Source organism: Nocardiopsis sp. TNDT3, assembly GCF_003427465.1.
Taxonomy (GTDB): domain Bacteria; phylum Actinomycetota; class Actinomycetes; order Streptosporangiales; family Streptosporangiaceae; genus Nocardiopsis; species Nocardiopsis dassonvillei.
This window is the reverse complement of record NZ_QPFC01000290.1, coordinates 1-19,091: the sequence shown is the minus strand read 5'-3', so window position 1 is coordinate 19,091 and position 19,091 is coordinate 1. Positions and strand designations below refer to the sequence as shown.

The following is a 19,091-nucleotide window of genomic DNA, read 5'->3' as shown; positions in this document are numbered from 1 at the left end:
GGACGGCCGCGCGGTTCAGGACAGCTTGTCGAGCTTGGCCGAGAGCGCGCTCAGCAGGCTCTCCCAGGACTTGACGAACTTGTCCACGCCCTCGTCCTCCAGCACGGCGAACACGTCGGTCAGGTTGATCCCGGCGTTCTCCAGCGCGGCGAAGTCGGCGCGGGCCTGCTCGTAGGTGCCCAGCACGGTGTTGCCGGTGATCTCGCCGTGGTCGGCGGTGGCCTCCAGCGTGGCCTCCGGCATCGTGTTGACGGTGTCGCGCGCCACCAGCTGCGCGACGTAGAGGGTGTCCTCGTAGGAGGGGTCCTTCACACCGGTGGAGGCCCACAGCGGCCGCTGCGGCGTGGCGCCGTGCTCCTCCAGGGCCTTCCACTCGGGGGAGGCGAAGACCTCCTGGTGGGCCTCGTAGGCCAGGCGGGCGTTGGCCAGGGCGGCGCGGCCCAGCAGGGACAGCGCCTCGTCGGTGCCGATCTCCTTCAGGCGCTTGTCCACCTCGGTGTCCACGCGGCTGACGAAGAACGAGGCCACCGACTGGATGCGGGACAGGTCGTGGCCGTTGGCGCGGGCCAGCTCCATCCCCTCCAGGAAGGCGTCCATCACCTGGCGGTAGCGCTCCAGGGAGAAGATCAGCGTGACGTTGACGCTGATGCCCTCGCCCAGCACCCGCGTGATCGCGGGCAGGCCCGCGGCCGTGGCCGGGATCTTGACCATCAGGTTGGGCCGGTCCACCATCCACCACAGCGCCTTGGCCTCGGCGGCCGTGCGCTCGGTGTCGTTGGCCAGGCGCGGGTCCACCTCCAGGGAGACGCGCCCGTCCACGCGGTCGGTGGAGTCGTAGACCGGGCGCAGGGTGTCCGCGGCCCAGCGGATGTCGTAGGTGGTGATCATGCGCACCGCCTCCTCCACCGTCACGCCCCGCACGGCCAGCTCGTGGACCTGCTGGTCGTAGGCGTCGCCCTCGGCGAGCGCCTTGTCGAAGATGGTGGGGTTGGAGGTGACGCCGACCACGTGGCGGGTCGACATCAGCTCGGCCAGGTTGCCGGAGCGCAGCCGCTCACGGCTGATGTCGTCGATCCAGACGGACACGCCCGCCTGGGAGAGGTCGCGGAGTGCGTTGCTCATGGGTTCTTCCGCCTTCCTGGGGGGCGGAGCGCCGCCCCCGGTCACACACGTCAAAGGAGGACGGGCCCCGCCGGGATCCTCCGGCGGGGCCCGCCGGGGTCAGCTGCCGGCCCTGGCGATGCTCTTGCGGGCCGCCTCGACGACCGCCTCGGTCGTGAAGCCGAACTTCTCGTACAGGACCTGGTAGGGGGCGGAGGCGCCGTAGTGCTCCAGGCTCACCGACTCGCCGGCGTCGCCGACGTACTCGCGCCAGCCCAGGGCGATCCCGGCCTCCACCGACACGCGGGCGCGCACGGAGGAGGGCAGCACCTGCTCGCGGTACTCCTCGCTCTGGCGCTCGAACCACTCCACGCACGTCATGGACACCACGCGGGTGGGCGTGCCCGCCTCCTGGAGCGCCTTGCGGGCGTCCAGGGCGATCTGCACCTCGCTGCCGGTGGCCATGATGATGACCTCGGGGGAGCCCCCGTCGGCCTCGGCCAGCACGTAGCCGCCCTTGACCGCGCCCTCGGCCGAGGCGTACTCCTCGCGGTCCAGGACGGGCAGGTTCTGGCGGGTCAGCGCCAGCGCGGACGGGCGGTCGCCCCGCTCGATCACCTCGCGCCACACCACGGCGGTCTCGTTGGCGTCGGCGGGGCGGATCACGTCCAGGCCGTAGATGGCGCGCAGCGCCCACAGGTGCTCGACCGGCTGGTGGGTGGGGCCGTCCTCGCCCAGGCCGATGGAGTCGTGCGTCCACACGTAGGTGACCGGCAGCTGCATGATCGCGGCCAGCCGGACCGCGGGGCGCATGTAGTCGCTGAAGACGAGGAAGGTGCCGCCGTAGGGCCGGGTCGGGCCGTGCAGGGCCATGCCGTTGAGGATGGAGCCCATGCCGTGCTCGCGCACGCCGAAGTGCAGGACGCGCCCGTAGGGGCTGCCCGGGAACATCTCGCTGGCGCGGTCGAAGGGCAGGAAGGACGGCTCGCCCTTGGGCGTGGTGTTGTTGGACCCGGCCAGGTCGGCCGAGCCGCCCCACAGCTCGGGCAGCAGCGGCGCCAGGGCCGAGAGCACCTCGCCGCTGGCCTTGCGGGTGGCCATCCCCTTCTCGCTGGCCTCGAAGGTCGGCAGGGCCTTCTCCCAGCCCTCGGGCAGCCGCTTCTCGACCAGGCGGTCGAACAGTTCGGCGTGCTCCCCGGCGCTCTCGTGCCAGGCCCTGAACTCCACCTCCCAGGCGGCGCGGGCCTCGCGGCCCCGGTCCACGGCGCGGCGGGTGTGCTCGATCACCGCGTCCTCGACGGCGAAGGGCTCGTCGGGCAGGCCGAGGATCGCCTTGGTGGCGGAGATCTCGTCGGCGCCGATGGCCGCGCCGTGGATGGCGCCGGTGTTCTGCTTGTTGGGCGCGGGCCAGCCGATGACGGTGCGCAGGCGGATGAAGGTCGGGCGCTGGGTCTCGGCCTTGCCGCGCACGATCGCCTGGAACAGGGCCTCGACGTCCTCGACGTACTCGCCGGTGGCGCTCCAGTCGACCTCCTCCACGTGCCAGCCGTAGGCGCGGTAGCGCTCGGCCACGTCCTCGGAGTGCGCGATGCGGGTGTCGTCCTCGATGGAGATCCGGTTGTCGTCCCAGATCATGATGAGGTTGCCCAGCTGCTGGGTCCCGGCCAGGGCGCTGGCCTCGTGGCTCACGCCCTCCTGGACGTCGCCGTCGGAGCAGAACGCGTAGATGTGGTGGTCGAAGGGGCTGGCGCCCGGGCCGGCCTCGGGGTTGAACAGGCCGCGCTCGCGGCGGGCGGCCATGGCCATGCCGACCGCGTTGCCCACGCCCTGGCCCAGCGGACCGGTGGTGGTCTCCACCCCCGGCGTGTGGCTGAACTCGGGGTGGCCGGGCGTGCGGCTGCCCCACTGGCGCAGGTTCTTGAGGTCGTCCAGTTCGAGCCCGTACCCGGCGAGGTAGAGCTGGATGTACAGGGTGAGGCTGGAGTGGCCGATCGACAGCACGAAGCGGTCCCGGCCCGTCCACTCGGGGTCCGAGGGGTCGTGGCGCATGATCTTCTGGAAGAGCAGGTAGGCGGCTGGCGCCAGGCTCATCGCGGTGCCGGGGTGTCCGTTACCCGACTTCTCGACCGCGTCCATCGCCAGGGCCCGGACCGTGTTGACGGCGCGGAGGTCGAGGTCCGACCACTCCAGGGTTTGCGGGGTGTGGGCGTTCACGGACTTTCGTTCTCCTTCTCGGGCACCCCCCGCGCCCGTCGGCCGGAGCGCGGGGTGTGTCGGTTGCGTTCGTTCTCGAACCGCCGCCGGGACCCGGGCGGCCCGCCGTGCGGGCGGGGCCGAGCACTGCGGGAACGCGCACCCGCGGCTGTTCAGGGCGCGGACGCGGCGTCCCCGGGCGACGGCCGCCGCGGGCTGGAGACCACGACGGATTCGGCCACGATCGAGCCTATCGTCCGCTACCCGGGATGTCGTTGCCCGACACCTCTCATTACCGACCGGTAGGGGTGCGGGGAGCGCCTCCCGGGCGGCCGTCGGCGGCGCGTGCCGCCGACCGCGCGCCGCGGGGCGGGGGCCGCGGGCGGTGCGTGGCGGGCTGGAAGCGCGTCGGAGCCTGTGCGACCCTTCAGTACACCCGGCGGACCACCGTACGCACCCAGGCCCGAGGACCAGCGGTTTTCCTTGTGAGGGGGCTGGTCTCAGGCGCGCGCGAGGAAGTACTACAGTATGTCGTTGACGGGGTTTCCGCCGATCCAGACGCTTTGTCGGTCCGCCGGCCCCCGCGTGGCGAGCAGTGTCGAAACCCCTAGAGTTGTCGAGGTATCCGCGTGTCTGAAACCGAGCCGGTGGCCCCCGGGGGGACGCGAGAGAACCGTCCGGCCGTGAGGACCGGGTACTGATGGCCCTCACCAACCGCGCCCCGCGGACGAACCCGCACGGCGACCAGCCCCAGGCCCCCCGCAGGGCCTCGCTGGGCGCCCACGTCCGCGCCTACGTCGCCCTTTCCAAGCCGCGCGTCATCGAGCTGCTGCTCATCACCACCATCCCGGTGATGTTCGTCGCGGCCGGGGGCGTGCCGCCGCTGTGGACCGCGGTCGCCACCCTGGTGTTCGGCACCATGTCGGCGGCCAGCGCGAACGCGATGAACTGCTACATCGACCGCGACATCGACCGTGAGATGCGTCGCACCCGCCAGCGCCCCGGCGCGATGGACCTGGTCACCCCGCGCGGAGCCCTCGTCTACGGCCTGGTGCTGGCCGTCGGCTCCACCGTCGGGTTCGCCCTGCTGGTGAACGTGCTCTCGGCCGTGCTGTCGGTCTTCGCGATCCTGTTCTACATCTTCGTGTACACGCTGCTGCTCAAGCGGCGCACCGCGCAGAACGTGGTGTGGGGCGGCATCGCCGGGTGCATGCCGGTGCTCATCGGCTGGGCCGCGGTGACCAACAGCCTTGACTGGGCCCCGTTCGTCCTGTTCCTGGTGGTGTTCTTCTGGACGCCGCCGCACACCTGGACGCTGGCCATGCGCTACAAGGAGGACTACGCGCAGGCCAAGGTGCCGATGCTGCCCGTGGTCGCCACCGACCGCCGGGTGCTGCTGGAGTGCGTGCTCTACAGCTGGGCCACCGCGATCGTGTCGGTGCTGTTCTGGCCGGTGGCGGGCACCACCTGGTTCTACGGCGCGGTCGCCGTCGCCCTGGGCGCGCTGCTGGTCGTCCAGGCGCACCGCCTGCTCAACCGCTCCCGCGCGGGCGTGACCGGCGCGCAGCTCAAGACGATGGGCTTCTTCCACCTGTCCAACGCCTACCTGGCGCTGCTGTTCGTGGCGGTCACCGTCGACCCCCTGATCGCGGGCCTCCTGGGCTGAGGCCGCCCGCGCCCGCGGGCGGTGTCCCGTCCGGGAGCCGCCCACGGGCGCCCTGGCCGTCACCGGTCGGGGCCCGCGCGGCCCTCCCGGCGGTCGGCCGGGGGCGAAAGCCGTGGTCGGCCCGGTTCCCGCTACGATCGGTGCCCATGCCCCGTCTCGACAGCAAGGCCATCCTCCAGGGCCGACGCTCGCGCTACTCGATGACCCTCATCCTGGGCACCACCGTCAGCGTGGTCTGCATGATCGGGATGCTGGTCTACCTGTGGCTGCTCGCCCTGGCCGGGGGAGCGGCCGCCGGGATCGACGGAGGGCTCGGCTTCGCCGTCAGCCTCGTCGCCGCGGTCATCCCCGTGTGCATCCTCGTGCCGCTCATCCTCATGCTCGACCGGATCGAGCCCGAGCCCGGATGGGTGCTGTTCTTCGCCTTCGCCTGGGGCGCGGGCGTGGCCGTGGTGGTCTCCCTGCTGCTCAACAGCTGGGGCCTGGCCCACGTCACGGTTCCGCTGTTCGGCCGCGACCTGGGCGACTTCCTGGGCACGGCGGCGGTGGCGCCGCTGGTGGAGGAGAGCGCCAAGGGCGTGGTGCTGCTCATCCTGCTCTGGCGGCGCCGCCACGAGCTGGACACCTTCACCGACGGGGTGATCTACGCGGGGATGGTCGCCACCGGCTTCGCCTTCACCGAGAACATCCTGTACTTCCTCAGCGCGTTCTTCGACGGGACCCTGGTGGCCACCTTCGCCATCCGGGGGCTGATCGCCCCGTTCGGGCACCCGGTCTACACCGCGATGATCGGCATCGGCGTGGCCTACGCCGCCATGCGCTCCGGGGCCCTGCGCCTGCTGGCCCCCGTCGCCGGGTGGGCCGCGGCGGTGCTGCTGCACGGCATGTGGAACGGGTCCACCTACTTCGGCTGGTCCGGCCTGGCCGTCGCCTACATGGTGCTCTTCGGCGTGCTCATGGCGGTCCTGGCGCTGGCCACCCGCGACCGCCACCGGCAGATCGGCGCGATCGCCCGGTACCTGCCGCCCTACGTCTCCACCGGCCTGGTCACCCCGTCCGACATCGCCATGCTCAGCTCACTGCAGGGGCGCCGCCGGGCCAGGGAGTGGGCGGCGCGCAACGCCGGCCGCAGGGGCCGCGAGGCGATGCGCGAGTACCAGCTCGCCGCCACCGAGCTCGCGCTGCTGCACCGCAGGCTGGACGCCGGGCTGCCCGCGCCCGACTGGAAGGTCCACCGGGACTCGTTCCTGGCGCTGATGCACGTGGCCCGGGACGCCTTCCTGGGGCGGATGCCCCAGCCGGTCGCCCCGGGCTGGGCGGAGAACCCCACCGACTCCGGCTTCCTGCGCCGGGCCGACTTCGCCCACGTCATCGCCCAGGCGCGGGCACAGCAGGACTACGTTCCCCGTCACGGTCAGCAGGGTCCTCGCTGAGCTCCTGACCCGGCGGGACCAGGCGCGTGGTGGAGAAGTACAGACGGGAGATCGCGACCCAGGTCAGGGCCGAGCCCAGGACGTGCAGGACCACCAGGGCCTCGGGCAGTTCCAGGGCGTACTGGGTGTAGCCCACGACGCCCTGGAGGACGACGGTGGCCAGCAGGAACACGCTGCTCATGCGGACCGGCCGCCGGGCGCCGCCGCGGAAGGCGATGACCGTGGCCAGCACGGCCCCGGCCGTGGTGAGCCAGGCCAGCGCGGAGTGCAGGCGGGTGACCGCCGCCAGGTCGAACCCCCAGCGGGGGGCCGCGGCGTCGCCGCCGTGCGGGCCGGTGCCGGTGACGACGGTCCCGGCGACCAGCAGGACGAAGCCGACCACGACCAGTCCGACGCTCAGGGCGTGCAGCATGGGCCCCGCGGACACCTGGGGCTTGCCCTCGGGCTCCTGGCAGCGCACGTACAGGGCGACCGTGATGAAGACCATCACCATGGACAGCAGGAAGTGCGCGGCCACCGAGGCGGGGTGCAGGTCGGTCCACACGGTGACGCCGCCGACCACGCCCTGGCCCAGGACGCCGAACGGCACGATGACGGCCAGCCGGACCAGGTCGGGGCGGCGCGGGCTCATCCGCATGACCGCGACGAAGGTGATGACGGCGACCGCCAGCACGACGAAGGTGAGCGTCCGGTTGCCGAACTCGATGGCCGCGTTGAGCGCGGCGTGCCCGGTGTCGATGGGCACGAAGCTCTCCGGCGTGCACTTGGGCCACTCCGAGCAGCCCAGGCCCGAGGAGGTGACGCGCACGGTGGCGCCGGTGACGGCGATTCCGGCGTTGACGACGATGTTGCCGAGCGCCCAGGCCCGCAGAGACCGCTGCGTGGGTGTCCAGATCGTGCGCGCGAGCAGCACCAGAGCGAGTACTCCCGCGGTCGCGACGGCGATCTGCCAGCCCCACAGGGGGAATCCGAGAAGGGAGATGTCCTCCGCCGCGAGCGGGGGGACCGAGTTCGCGGCCAGCACCGCGGAGGCCGGGGAATCAGACATACGACAGACTGTAGTACATGGTCGCGGGAACCTGAGTCCACCCCCCCGCGCAGTCTCCCACCTGGGCCGACGCCGCCGTTCGGCACAGGGGGAGGGGGCGCCCACGCGTGGACGCCCCCTCCGCGGCGGCGGGATCCGTCCTCCCGATCGGCCCGATCCCGGGGCTCGTCGGTTCGGGAGGGCCCGCCTCCGATGACCGGTCGGCGCGGTCCTAGCCGACGTGGTTGGAGATGCACTGGTTGAGCAGGTCCAGGTCCAGGTTGATCAGACCGAGAAAGCCCTGCTCCTGCACGCACGCCTGGTAGACGTCGGTGTCGTTCTCGCCCGCGGAGGCGGTCCCGAACCCCATGCCGAGCAGGCCGGCGGTGAACAGGGCGGTCATCATCATCTTGGCGGTGGTGCGCATGGCTTTCCCTTCGAGTGCGAGTGATCGTGCCGTTTGGCCGACCCACCAGGACAGATAACCATTTGTGTCTAATCGGAAACACGGAGTAGCGAAACTCCTGTCCGAGTCTTCCCGTACGGGCCGCCCCGACGGGCGCCTCGCGGACACGGCGGTCGCGGACCCCGCCCGCCTACCGCTCCTCGGGACCCCGCCGGGGCGGCCGGGCGGACGCGCCGTCGGACTCGGGGCCGTCCCCGCGGTCGCGGGCCGAGGTGCGGGTGGAACCCGCGCTGGCCACGATCACGCAGGCCACCGCGAACCACTGCCACACGGTCAGGAGTTCACCCAGCACCACCAGGCCCACCAGCGCCGCGGCGGCGGGCTGGAGGCTCATCAGCACCCCGAACACGCGCGGCGGCATCCGGCGCAGCGCGGTCAGCTCCAGCGTGTAGGGCACCACCGAGGACAGCACGCCGACCACCAGGCCGAACAGCAGCAGGCGCCAGTCCAGCAGGGCCGCGCCACCCTGGTACACCCCGACCGGCGCCATGACGACCACGCCGACCACGCTGGCGATCGCCAGGCCGGACGTGCCGCTGAACCGCTGGCCCGTCGACGCGCTGAGCAGGATGTAGCCCGCCCAGGCCACCGCCGCCAGCACGGCGAACAGGATGCCCAGCGGGTCCATCGAGCCCGACTCCAGCCCCAGCGCGACCACGCCCAGCCCGGCCAGGCCCGCCCACACCAGGTCGATCCGGCGACGCGACCCCAGGATGGCGATGGCCAGCGGCCCCAGGTACTCGATGGTGACCGCGATCCCCAGCGGGATGCGCGCGAAGGCCTGGTAGATGAGGAAGTTCATCATCGCCAGCGCGACGCCGTAGCCGACCACCACCAGCCAGTCGCCGCGCGAGCGCGCCCTGAGCACCGGCCGCGCCACCAGGACCAGGAGCACCGCCGAGGTCAGCAGCCGCAGCCACACGACCGCGGCCGGGGGCAGCACGTCGAAGAGGTTCTTGGCCACCCCGGCGCCGGTCTGCACCGAGACGATGCCGACCATCACCAGCCAGACCGGAGGCACCGCCTCCACCGCTCGGAGCGGGGAGAACGCTGCCTGGGGCCGGGACGGAGTGCTCATGGGAAGTCATCCTACGTTTTCGGGGGCCCTCTCCGGCTCCCCGCCGTCCCCGGTCCGCGCCCGGCTCCGGTCCGCCCGGTCCGGGCCCCTCGCGGGCCGCACGGCCCCGGCCCGGTCCGCTCCCGGGGGCCGGGCCACGACCGCGGCCAGCAGCAGTCCCCAGGCCGCCACGGCCACCGCGGGCTGCGCCAGCGTCATGACCAGCCCGTGCACCGTCTGGTCCGCCCGGCCGGTCAGGACCTGCACCCCGATCCACAGGAACGGCAGCGCCGCCGCGAGCAGGTTCACCAGCAGCGCGGCCCACACCAGTCCGGGCCGGGCGGGCCGCCGCCGCAGCACCAGGGCGCCGCCCGCGGCGAGCAGGAACAACGGCGGGCCGAGGTAGCGGACCGCGATGAACCAGGGGACTCCGATCGCTTCCATGCCCGGACCCTATCGAGCCCCCACCACTGGCGGGCGAACGTGCAACAAACCGGCAAAGTGGTGTGAAATGGTCCGGGCCGTGGAACGACGCGGCCCCCGCCCGCACCCCGCTGGAGTGTCCTCGATGTCCCGACGCCGTGCCCGTTCCCCCCGCGCCCACGAACGGTACGTCCCCCGCTGGCCGCTCCTGGCCGGAGCCCTGGCCCTGCTGTTGGTGGCCCTCGTCGGCGGCTACACCGGCGGCCTGCTCGTGTCCGGAGGCGACCGGTCCGAGGAGCCGGAGATGACCACGGCCTCGGGCATCCTGGTCCAGCCGCCCGGAGCCCCCGAGTCCGAGGAGCCCGCCGAGGAGCCGTCGGAGGAGGAGGTCGTCCACCCCGCGGGCCTGGACCCCGCGCTCGTCTACGCGGTCCAGAGCGTCCACGGCGGCCGCGTCATGGACGTCGCGGGCACGTCCACCGCCAACGGCGCGTACATCCACCTGTGGGACCGCCACGACCAGACCAACCAGCAGTGGCGCTTCATCCCCGTGGACGGGGGCTTCTACGAGATCGAGGGCGTGGGCAGCGGCAAGCTCCTGGAGATCCCCGCCGACCCGGCCGCGCAGCCAGGCGCGGCACTGCTCACCCGCACCGGCTCGCCCAACCAGCACTGGTCGCTCATCGAGGTGGGGCCGGGCGTGGTCCGCCTGGTCAACCGGGCCACCGGCCAGGCACTGGAGGCGCAGGGCGGCGCCCCCGACAACGGCACCAGGGTCGCCCAGGCGCCCGACGGCGGCCACGCCCACCAGCAGTGGCGCCTGCTGCCCCTGGGCTGACCCCGCCCGGGGTCACTCCCAGCGGAAGAGGCGGCTGGCCAGGACGCCGCAGACCAGCGCCCACACGGCCAGCACCGCGAACGCGCCGGGGCCCGGCAGGGAACCGTCGGCCAGGACCGTGCGCAGCCCCGAGCTGAGCGCCGTGATCGGCAGAGCCGACGCCGCCTGCTCCAGCGGTCCGGGGAAGCTGCTGACCGGGAAGAGGACCCCGCCCAGGCCCAGCAGCAGCACGTACACCAGGTTGGCCCCGGCCAGGGTCGCCTCGGCCCGCAGCGTGCCCGCCATCAGCAGGGCCAGCGAGCTGAACGCGGCGGTGGCCAGCAGCACCAGCGCCACGGCCGCCAGCACGCCCGCCGGGCTCACCGCGGGCGACCAGCCCAGCGCCAACGCCACCGCGCACAGCACCACCGTCTGGATCGCCTGCACGCCCAGCACGGCCAGGGTCTTGGCGGCCAGCAGGCCGAAGCGCGACAGCGGGGTCGCCCCCAGCCGCTTGAGCACCCCGTAGCGGCGTTCGAAGCCGGTGCCGATGGCCAGGCCCGTGAACGACGTGGACATCACCGCCAGCGCCAGCACGCCGGGCGTGAGCGCGTCCACCCGCGCCCCCTCGCCCACGTCCAGCACCGAGGTGAGGCTGAAGCCCACCAGCAGCAGCACGGGGATCACCATGGTGAGCAGGAACTGCTCGCCGTGGCGCAGCATGACCCGCAGCTCCATCCCGGCCTGCGCGGCGACCATCCGCCACATCGGCGCGGCCCCGGGCGCGGGGGTGAACAGCGAGGCGTCGTCGCCTCCGGGAGCGGGCGCGTCGGCGGTCGCCCGCGCGGAGGCGGTGGAGGTGTGCTCGTGCATCAGTCGCGCAGTTCCCTGCCGGTGAGTTCGAGGAAGACGTCTTCGAGGGTACGCCGCCGCACGCGCAGGTCCTCGGCCAGGACTCCGGCCGAGGCGCACCAGGCGGTGACCGTGGCCAGGAACTCCGGTCCGGGCGCGCCCCCGCCGCCGGGGAAGACCGCGTACTCGCGGCGGCCGTCGGCCGGGCCCTGGGCCTCCACCCGGCTGCCCTCGGGCAGGGCGGCCTCCAGCAGGGCGGTGTCCACCGGGGCCTCGGCGGAGAAGCAGACCTCCCTGCGCTCCCCGGTCAGCTCGGCCGGGGTGCCCTCGGCGACCACGGCGCCGCGGTCGATGATGACCACGTGGTCGGCCAGCCGCTCGGCCTCCTCCATGTAGTGCGTGGTCAGGATCACCGCCACGCCCGCCTCGCGCAGGGCCGCCACCAGGTCCCAGGTGGCCATGCGCGCCTGCGGGTCCAGGCCCGCGGTCGGCTCGTCCAGGAAGACCAGTTCGGGGCGGCCGACCACGGCGCAGGCCAGGGACAGGCGCTGCTGCTGGCCGCCGGACAGGCGGCGGAAGGGCGTGGTGGCCACCGAGGTCAGGCCCAGCCGCTCCAGCAGCAGGCGGGGCTCGATCGGCCGGACGTGGAAGGAGGCCATCAGCCGCAGCCACTCGGCGGCGCGGGCGCCGGTGGGCACGCCCCCGGACTGGGGCATCACCCCGACGCGGGGTTTGAGGGCGCCGGAGTCGGCCACGGGGTCCAGGCCCAGCACCCGCACCCGTCCGCCGTCGGCGCGGCGGAAGCCCTCGCAGATCTCGATGGTGCTCGTCTTGCCCGCTCCGTTGGGACCGAGCAGAGCCGTCACCGCGCCCCGGCGCGCGCTGAAGGTGAGGCCGGTGACTGCGGTGGTGGCGCCGTAGCGCTTGACCAGGTCGACGACCTCGACCGCGGCTGTGTCCATGGGCCCTGAGTCTACGTGCGGCCCGGCGGAGGGCTTCACCGCCCCGGCCGGGGCGCCCGGGGCCCGGCGGCGCGCCGAACACTCCCGTCCGGATGCCGATACGGCGGTCTCGGAATATGGTCGTCGGGAAGGATCGCGGGCCCGTCCTTGTTCGTGTCCGCGAGGTTGCCGGTGCGTGAACCCCCTGTAAGGCAAGCCTGTCCTTGGTGACCAAGTCCATGGGGTCGGGTTTGCCTCGGCGGACTTATTTACGCCACACTGATGTTGTCAAAACCAGAGGGCCGCGTCAGAGAGGGAGGGGAAGACTGTGTCCGAGGCGTCCAGTGTGACCCGTCCCCTGGCCGGAACGGAGCGCGGGGCCGAGACCGGCACCCGCGCACGGGTCGCGCGGCTCATCCTGGAGAAGGGCCCGATCACCGCCTCCGCCCTGGGAGAGCGGCTCGGGCTCACCCCGGCGGCCATCCGCCGCCACCTCGACAACCTGACCAGCGAGGGCATGGTCGAGGCCCGCGACGCCCGGCCCCACGGCGGGCGACGCCGCCGGGGCCGCCCGGCGCGCGTCTTCGCCATCACCGAGGCCGGACGCGACGCCTTCGTCCACGCCTACGACGACCTCGCCACCAGCGCGCTCCGCTTCCTGGCCGACACGGCCGGTCCCGGAGCCGTGGGCGAGTTCGCGCGCAGTCAGGTCGCCGACCTGGAGCGGCGCTACAAGCCCCTGCTGGACGCGGTTCCCGCGAAGCAACGCGTCCGGCTGCTGGCCGAGGCCCTCTCCAACGACGGCTACGCCGCCACCGCGGGCCGGGCGCCCGCGCCCGGCGGCGGCGACCAGTTGTGCCAGCACCACTGCCCCGTCGCGCACGTGGCCGCCGAGTTCCCGCAACTCTGTGAGGCCGAGATCGAGGCCTTCGCGCGGCTGCTGGGCACCCCGGTGCGCAGGCTGGCCACCATCGCCCACGGCGACGGTGTGTGCACCACCCACGTCACCCCCCGGGGCGACGCGGCGAGCGGGGAGGACGGCACCCCCGCGGCCAAGGCCATCCGCCAGGCGGCGGACGGCTCAGTTCACCACAAGGACGTCTGAGTCCAGGAGGAGTCCGCGCATGACGTCTATCGCGCATCCCGAGCTCGAGGGGATCGGAACATACGAGTACGGCTGGGCCGACTCCGACGCGGCCGGGGCCTCGGCCCGCCGCGGTCTCAACGAAGAGGTCGTCCGCGACATCTCCGCCAAGAAGGACGAGCCGGAGTGGATGACCAAGCTCCGCCTCAAGTCCCTACGGCTCTTCGACAAGAAGCCCATGCCCAACTGGGGCGCGGACCTGTCCAAGATCGACTTCGACAACATCAAGTACTTCGTGCGGTCCACGGAGAAGCAGGCCACCTCCTGGGAGGACCTGCCCGAGGACATCAAGAACACCTACGACAGGCTGGGCATCCCCGAGGCGGAGAAGCAGCGCCTGGTCGCCGGTGTCGCCGCGCAGTACGAGTCCGAGGTCGTCTACCACCAGATCCGCGAGGACCTGGAGGAGCAGGGTGTCATCTTCCTGGACACCGACACCGCCCTCAAGGAGCACCCGGAGATCTTCGAGGAGTACTTCGGCTCCGTGATCCCGGCCGGCGACAACAAGTTCGCCGCGCTCAACACCGCCGTGTGGAGCGGCGGGTCGTTCATCTACGTGCCCAAGAACGTGCACGTGGAGATCCCGCTCCAGGCCTACTTCCGGATCAACACCGAGAACATGGGCCAGTTCGAGCGGACCCTGATCATCGTCGACGAGGGCGCCTACGTCCACTACGTCGAGGGCTGCACCGCGCCGATCTACAAGTCGGACTCGCTGCACTCCGCGGTCGTGGAGATCATCGTCAAGAAGAACGCCCGCTGCCGTTACACGACCATCCAGAACTGGTCCAACAACGTCTTCAACCTGGTCACCAAGCGCGCCGTGGCCGAAGAGGGCGCGACCATGGAGTGGATCGACGGCAACATCGGCTCCCAGGTCACCATGAAGTACCCGGCCGTCTACCTGATGGGCGAGCACGCCAAGGGCGAGACCCTGTCCATCGCCTTCGCGGGCGAGGGCCAGCACCAGGACACCGGGTCCAAGATGGTGCACTGCGCGCCCAACACCTCCTCCACCATCATCTCCAAGTCGGTGGCACGCGGCGGGGGCCGCGCCTCCTACCGGGGACTGGTGCAGGTGCAGGAGGGCGCCGACCACGCCAAGTCCTCGGTCAAGTGCGACGCGCTGCTGATCGACACCATCAGCCGTTCGGACACCTACCCCTACAACGACCTGCGCGAGGACGACGCCGAGCTCGCGCACGAGGCGACCGTCTCCAAGGTCAGTGAGGACCAGCTCTTCTACCTGATGAGCCGGGGCATGGACGAGGACGAGGCCATGGCCATGATCGTGCGCGGGTTCGTCGAGCCCATCGCGCGCGAGCTGCCCATGGAGTACGCGCTGGAACTGAACCGGCTGATCGAGCTTCAGATGGAAGGAGCGGTTGGTTAAGTTGACCAGCCCGAGCACCGAACCCAAGGCCCACAGCCACGGCCTGGGGGAGATCCCGTTCTCCAAGTTGGCCACCCACGGGTCCTTCGACGTGAACGACTTCCCCGTCCCCGGCGGCCGCGAGGAGGAGTGGCGCTTCACTCCGATCCGCCGCCTCAAGGGCCTGCACGACGGCAGCGCCGTCGCCGACGGCACCGACAAGCTCGACGTGGACGCCCCCGAGGGCGCCACCGTCGAGACGGTCGGCCGCGGCGACGCGCGGCTCGGCACCGCCGGGTTCCCCGCCGACCGCGTCACCGCCCAGGCCTACACCTCCTTCGAGGAGGCCACGGTCATCACGGTCGCGCAGGGCGCGGCCCTGGAGCGGCCGATCACCGTCAACCGCCAGGCCCAGGGCGGCACGCGCTACGACCAGTTCGTCCTGGACGTCAAGCCGCTGGCCGAGGCGGTCGTGGTCCTCAACCAGACCGGCACGGGCGTGCGCGCGGGCAGCGTGGACATCCACGTCGGCGAGGGCGCGCGCCTGACGCTGATCAGCGTCCAGGACTGGGACGGCGACGCCGTCGACGTCTCGCAGCACAACGCCCAGGTGGCCAAGGACGCCACGTTCAAGTCGATCGTGATCACCCTGGGCGGCGACCTGGTCCGGCTCTCCCCGAAGGTGGCCTACAAGGGGCGCGGCGCCAACGCCGAGCTCCACGGGCTGTACTTCACCGGCGACGGCCAGCACCACGAGCACCGCTCGCTCATCGACCACAACATGTCCAACACCCGCTCGCGGGTGGAGTACAAGGGCGCGCTGAGCGGCAAGGACGCCCACGGTGTGTGGATCGGCGACGTGATCATCGGTGAGGGCACCACCGGCACCGACTCCTACGAGCACAACCGCAACCTCCAGCTCACCGACGACACCCGTGTGGACTCGGTGCCCAACCTGGAGATCTTCACCGGTGAGGTGGAGGGCGCCGGGCACGCCGCCGCCAGCGGTCGCCTCGACGACATCCACCTGTTCTACCTGCGCTCCCGGGGCATCCCGGAGGACGAGGCCCGGCGCCTGGTCATCCGCGGCTACTTCCTGGAGCTCATCAACCGGATCCCGGTCGAGGAGCTGCGTGAGGAGATCATGGCCAAGGTCGAGCGCAAGCTGGCCGCCCATGAGTGAGGCCGGACGCTGGGTGAAGGTCGCCGAGCTCTCCGAGATCCCCGAGGAGGGGGCCCTCGGGGTCGAGACCGACGACGAGACACCCATCGCCCTGGTCCGCAGCGAGGGCGAGGTGTACGCCGTGCGGGACGTGTGCTCGCACGCCGAGGTCCGCCTGTCCGAGGGCGAGGTCGAGGACGGCACCATCGAGTGCTGGCTGCACGGCTCCTGCTTCGACCTGCGCTCGGGGGCGCCGATCAATCCGCCCGCGACCCAGGCGGTCCCCACCTACGACGTGAAGATCGACGGCGAAGACGTGCTCGTCTCGCTGGATGAGAAGAATTCCTGAGGCCTGAAATGACCAAGTTCGAAATCCGCGGCCTGCGCGCCGACGTCCTCATCGGCGAGGACGAGCGGCAGGAGATCCTCAAGGGCGTTGACCTGACCGTCAACTCCGGTGAGACCCACGCCATCATGGGCCCCAACGGCTCGGGCAAGTCCACCCTCGCCTACGCGATCGCTGGCCACCCGCGCTACGAGATCACCGAGGGCGAGGTCCTCGTCGACGGCGAGAACATCCTGGAGATGAGCGTCGACGAGCGCGCCCGCGCCGGCGTGTTCCTGGCCATGCAGTACCCGGTCGAGGTCCCGGGCGTGTCCATGTCCAACTTCCTGCGCAGCTCCGTCACCGCGGTGCGCGGCGAGGCCCCCAAGCTCCGCCAGTTCTCCAAGGAGCTCCAGGGAGCGATGAAGGACCTGTCCATCGACCCGGCCTTCGCCGCCCGCGGCGTCAACGAGGGTTTCTCCGGCGGTGAGAAGAAGCGCCACGAGATCCTCCAGCTGGAGCTGCTCAAGCCCAAGGTCGCCATCCTGGACGAGACCGACTCCGGCCTGGACGTCGACGCGCTCAAGGTCGTCTCCGAGGGCGTCAACCGCGCCAAGGCGAGCGGTGAGATGGGCGTCATGCTCATCACGCACTACACCCGGATCCTCAACTACGTGAAGCCCGACTTCGTGCACGTGTTCGCGGGCGGCCGCGTCGCCGAGTCCGGCGGCCCGGAGCTGGCCGACGTGCTGGAGGCCGAGGGCTACGAGCGTTTCGTGAAGGCGGGCGCGTAACCGATGACCACAGTCCGCGAGTTCGGTCGGGCCGGGGCGGCCCCGCTCGACGTCGCGGCGATCCGGGAGGACTTCCCGATCCTCTCCCGGACCGTCCGCGACGGGCGGCCGCTGGTGTACCTCGACTCCGGGGCCACCTCGCAGAAGCCCCGTCAGGTGCTCGACGCCGAACGTGAGTTCTACGAACGCCACAACGCGGCGGTGCACCGTGGCGCGCACCAGCTCGCGGAGGAGGCGACCGACGCCTACGAGGCGGCCCGGGAGACCATCGCCCGGTTCATCGGGGCCGACGCCGGGGAGGTGGTGTTCACCAAGAACGCCACCGAGGGCGTCAACCTGGTGGCCTACGCGCTGAGCAACTCCGCGACCGCCGACGAGGAGCTGCGCCGCTTCCAGGTGGGGCCCGGCGACGAGGTCGTGGTGACCGAGATGGAGCACCACGCCAACCTGGTGCCCTGGCAGCAGCTGTGCCAGCGCACCGGGGCGACCCTGCGCTGGTTCCCGGTGACCGACGAGGGGCGCCTGGACCTGTCGGGGATCGCCGACCTGGTCAACGAGCGCACCAAGGTCGTGGCGTTCAGCCACCAGTCCAACGTGCTGGGCACCGTCAACCCGGTCGGGGAGATCGTCGCCCGGGCCCGCGAGGTCGGCGCGCTGACCGTGCTGGACGCCTGCCAGTCGGTCCCGCACATGCCGGTCGACGTGGCCGCGCTGGGCGTGGACTTCCTGGTCTTCTCCGGCCACAAGATGCTCGGTCCCAACGGGATCGGGGTGCTGTGGGGGCGCCGGGAGCTGCTGGAGGCCATCCCGCCGTTCATCACCGGCGGTTCCATGATCGGCGTGGTCCACATGGAGTACTCCACCTGGGCCGACCCGCCCCAGCGCTTCGAGGCCGGTGTGCCGATGGCCCCGCAGGCCGTCGGCCTGGCCGCGGCCTGCGACTACCTGTCCCGCGTGGGCATGGAGCGGGTCGCCGAGCACGAGCACGCGCTGACCGAGTACGCGCTGGAGCGGATCGGCGCCCTGGAGGGCGTGCGGATCGTCGGCCCCGCCGAGGCGGTGGACCGCGGCGGCGCCGTGTCCTTCGCCGTGGACGACATCCACCCGCACGACGTGGGCCAGGTCCTGGACGACCGGGGCGTCGAGGTCCGGGTGGGCCACCACTGCGCCTGGCCGCTGCACCGCAGGCTGGGCGTCGTCGCGACCACGCGCGCGTCCTTCTACCTGTACAACACGCGGGAGGACGTGGACGCGCTCGTGGAGGCCATCAGGGCCGCGCAGAAGTTCTTCGGAACCCGGCCCTAGAGCGAGGAACAGCCTGACCATGCAGTTGGACGCGATGTACCAGGAGATCATCCTGGACCACTACCGCAACCCGCACCACAAGGGCCTGCGCGATCCGCACAACGCGGAGGCGCACCACATCAACCCCACCTGCGGGGACGAGGTGACGCTCCGGGTGGCGCTGACCCCCGCCGAGGGCTCCGGCGGCCTCGACCGCGAGGCCGTCGTCAGCGACGTCTCCTACGAGGGGATGGGCTGCTCGATCAGCCAGGCCAGCACCTCGGTGCTGACCGACCTGCTCATCGGCCGCACCGTCGCCGAGGGCATGACCACCCTGGACGCCTTCACCGAGCTGATGCAGTCCAAGGGCAAGGGCGAGCCCGACGAGGACGTGCTGGAGGACGCCGTGGCGTTCGTCGGCGTGTCCAAGTACCCCGCGCGGATCAAGTGCGCCCTGTTGGGGTGGATGGCCTGGAAGGACGCCGTGTCGCAGTCCCTGGAGAAGGAAGCCGTCTGATGAGCGAGAACGAGACGACAACGACCGAGGCCGTCGAGGGCGCTCCCCTCTCCCCGGAGGCGGAGGCGCTGGTCGAGGAGATCAGCGAGGCGCTCAAGGACGTGATCGACCCCGAGCTGGGCGTGAACGTCGTCGACCTGGGCCTGCTGTACGGGGTGAACGCCGACGACAGCACCATCACGCTGGACATGACCCTGACCAGCGCGGCGTGCCCCCTGACCGACGTGATCGAGGACCAGGCCACCAGCGCCCTGGACGAGTTCGAGCGCGACGTCAAGATCAACTGGGTCTGGATGCCGCCGTGGGGTCCGGACAAGATCACCGACGACGGGCGCGACCAGCTGCGCATGCTGGGCTTCAACGTCTGACACGCGCCGCACGCGCGAAACGGGCCGGCTACCCCTCGGGGACCGGCCCGTTCGCGTGTGCGGGGCCGCTGCCGCAGGGCTCCCGGAGCCCTTCCGGTGCCGCGGCGGCCGGTGACGGTCCGCGTCGCGGGGACGGGAGCGGCCCCCCC

Annotated in this window: 19 protein-coding genes; 11 read left to right on the top strand and 8 right to left on the bottom strand. The window is 71.8% G+C overall.

What is annotated here, in order from left to right:
- Positions 1–15: 15 nt before the first annotated feature.
- Together tal and tkt are read right to left on the bottom strand one after the other, a co-directional pair.
- Positions 16–1,122, bottom strand: coding sequence for a transaldolase (tal, locus tag DQW06_RS07900; protein ID WP_013153992.1), 1,107 nt, complete (start codon positions 1,120–1,122; stop codon positions 16–18).
- A 99-nt stretch (positions 1,123–1,221) separates the two neighbouring features.
- Complete coding sequence (gene tkt / locus DQW06_RS07895) at positions 1,222–3,315, bottom strand: transketolase (protein ID WP_013153991.1); 2,094 nt, start codon at positions 3,313–3,315, stop codon at positions 1,222–1,224.
- A 679-nt stretch (positions 3,316–3,994) separates the two neighbouring features.
- Here tkt and DQW06_RS07890 point away from each other — a divergent pair.
- Together DQW06_RS07890 and DQW06_RS07885 are read left to right on the top strand one after the other, a co-directional pair.
- Positions 3,995–4,960 carry a heme o synthase gene (locus DQW06_RS07890; RefSeq protein WP_013153990.1) on the top strand — a complete coding sequence of 322 codons (966 nt, stop codon included), beginning with the start codon at positions 3,995–3,997 and terminating at the stop codon, positions 4,958–4,960.
- A 146-nt stretch (positions 4,961–5,106) separates the two neighbouring features.
- Entirely contained in the window at positions 5,107–6,393 is a 1,287-nt protein-coding gene (locus DQW06_RS07885) for a PrsW family intramembrane metalloprotease (RefSeq protein ID WP_013153989.1), read from the top strand.
- Here DQW06_RS07885 and DQW06_RS07880 read toward each other — a convergent pair.
- The 4 genes from DQW06_RS07880 to DQW06_RS07865 form a co-directional block, all read right to left on the bottom strand.
- A complete protein-coding gene (locus DQW06_RS07880) occupies positions 6,329–7,441 on the bottom strand; it encodes a heme A synthase (RefSeq protein ID WP_117198221.1) in 1,113 nt (370 codons plus the stop codon). The two genes, DQW06_RS07885 and DQW06_RS07880, sit on opposite strands and share 65 nt — an antisense overlap.
- A gap of 211 nt (positions 7,442–7,652) precedes the next feature.
- Entirely contained in the window at positions 7,653–7,847 is a 195-nt protein-coding gene (locus DQW06_RS07875) for a hypothetical protein (RefSeq protein WP_013153987.1), read from the bottom strand.
- A 169-nt stretch (positions 7,848–8,016) separates the two neighbouring features.
- Positions 8,017–8,964: a DMT family transporter gene (locus tag DQW06_RS07870; protein WP_013153986.1), complete on the bottom strand. Its 948-nt coding sequence runs from the start codon at positions 8,962–8,964 to the stop codon at positions 8,017–8,019.
- A 6-nt stretch (positions 8,965–8,970) separates the two neighbouring features.
- Positions 8,971–9,387 carry a hypothetical protein gene (locus DQW06_RS07865; protein WP_013153985.1) on the bottom strand — a complete coding sequence of 139 codons (417 nt, stop codon included), beginning with the start codon at positions 9,385–9,387 and terminating at the stop codon, positions 8,971–8,973.
- Positions 9,388–9,511: 124 nt separating this feature from the next.
- Here DQW06_RS07865 and DQW06_RS07860 point away from each other — a divergent pair, with 124 nt between their 5' ends.
- Positions 9,512–10,204, top strand: coding sequence for an RICIN domain-containing protein (locus DQW06_RS07860; protein WP_013153984.1), 693 nt, complete (start codon positions 9,512–9,514; stop codon positions 10,202–10,204).
- A 12-nt stretch (positions 10,205–10,216) separates the two neighbouring features.
- On the opposite strand, the gene DQW06_RS07855 is transcribed toward DQW06_RS07860, so the two are convergent.
- Both DQW06_RS07855 and DQW06_RS07850 read right to left on the bottom strand, forming a co-directional pair.
- The gene (locus DQW06_RS07855; RefSeq protein WP_019610539.1) at positions 10,217–11,056 is read right to left on the bottom strand and encodes an ABC transporter permease; all 840 of its coding nucleotides are present in this window, start codon (positions 11,054–11,056) and stop codon (positions 10,217–10,219) included.
- A complete protein-coding gene (locus DQW06_RS07850) occupies positions 11,056–11,997 on the bottom strand; it encodes an ABC transporter ATP-binding protein (RefSeq protein ID WP_117198220.1) in 942 nt (313 codons plus the stop codon). The genes DQW06_RS07855 and DQW06_RS07850 overlap by 1 nt, the downstream gene beginning before the upstream one ends.
- 307 nt (positions 11,998–12,304) lie before the next feature.
- Between DQW06_RS07850 and DQW06_RS07845 the strand changes: the two genes are divergently transcribed.
- From DQW06_RS07845 to DQW06_RS07810, 8 genes are read left to right on the top strand one after another with little or no spacing between them, the layout of a single operon-like run.
- Complete coding sequence (locus DQW06_RS07845; RefSeq protein ID WP_013153981.1) at positions 12,305–13,081, top strand: metalloregulator ArsR/SmtB family transcription factor; 777 nt, start codon at positions 12,305–12,307, stop codon at positions 13,079–13,081.
- Positions 13,082–13,100: 19 nt separating this feature from the next.
- Positions 13,101–14,513: a Fe-S cluster assembly protein SufB gene (sufB, locus tag DQW06_RS07840; protein ID WP_013153980.1), complete on the top strand. Its 1,413-nt coding sequence runs from the start codon at positions 13,101–13,103 to the stop codon at positions 14,511–14,513.
- A gap of 1 nt (position 14,514) precedes the next feature.
- On the top strand, positions 14,515–15,675 hold the full coding sequence (gene sufD / locus DQW06_RS07835) for a Fe-S cluster assembly protein SufD (RefSeq protein ID WP_019610542.1): 1,161 nt from the start codon (positions 14,515–14,517) through the stop codon (positions 15,673–15,675).
- Positions 15,668–16,003: a non-heme iron oxygenase ferredoxin subunit gene (locus DQW06_RS07830; protein ID WP_013153978.1), complete on the top strand. Its 336-nt coding sequence runs from the start codon at positions 15,668–15,670 to the stop codon at positions 16,001–16,003. The genes sufD and DQW06_RS07830 overlap by 8 nt, the downstream gene beginning before the upstream one ends.
- 8 nt (positions 16,004–16,011) lie before the next feature.
- Positions 16,012–16,773: a Fe-S cluster assembly ATPase SufC gene (gene sufC / locus DQW06_RS07825; protein ID WP_013153977.1), complete on the top strand. Its 762-nt coding sequence runs from the start codon at positions 16,012–16,014 to the stop codon at positions 16,771–16,773.
- Between the two features lie 3 nt (positions 16,774–16,776).
- Complete coding sequence (locus DQW06_RS07820) at positions 16,777–18,078, top strand: cysteine desulfurase (RefSeq protein ID WP_013153976.1); 1,302 nt, start codon at positions 16,777–16,779, stop codon at positions 18,076–18,078.
- A 19-nt stretch (positions 18,079–18,097) separates the two neighbouring features.
- Positions 18,098–18,574, top strand: coding sequence for a Fe-S cluster assembly sulfur transfer protein SufU (sufU, locus tag DQW06_RS07815; protein WP_013153975.1), 477 nt, complete (start codon positions 18,098–18,100; stop codon positions 18,572–18,574).
- Positions 18,574–18,942, top strand: coding sequence for a metal-sulfur cluster assembly factor (locus tag DQW06_RS07810; protein WP_013153974.1), 369 nt, complete (start codon positions 18,574–18,576; stop codon positions 18,940–18,942). Before sufU ends, DQW06_RS07810 begins: the two co-directional genes overlap by 1 nt.
- The last annotated feature ends 149 nt before the right edge of the window (positions 18,943–19,091 follow it).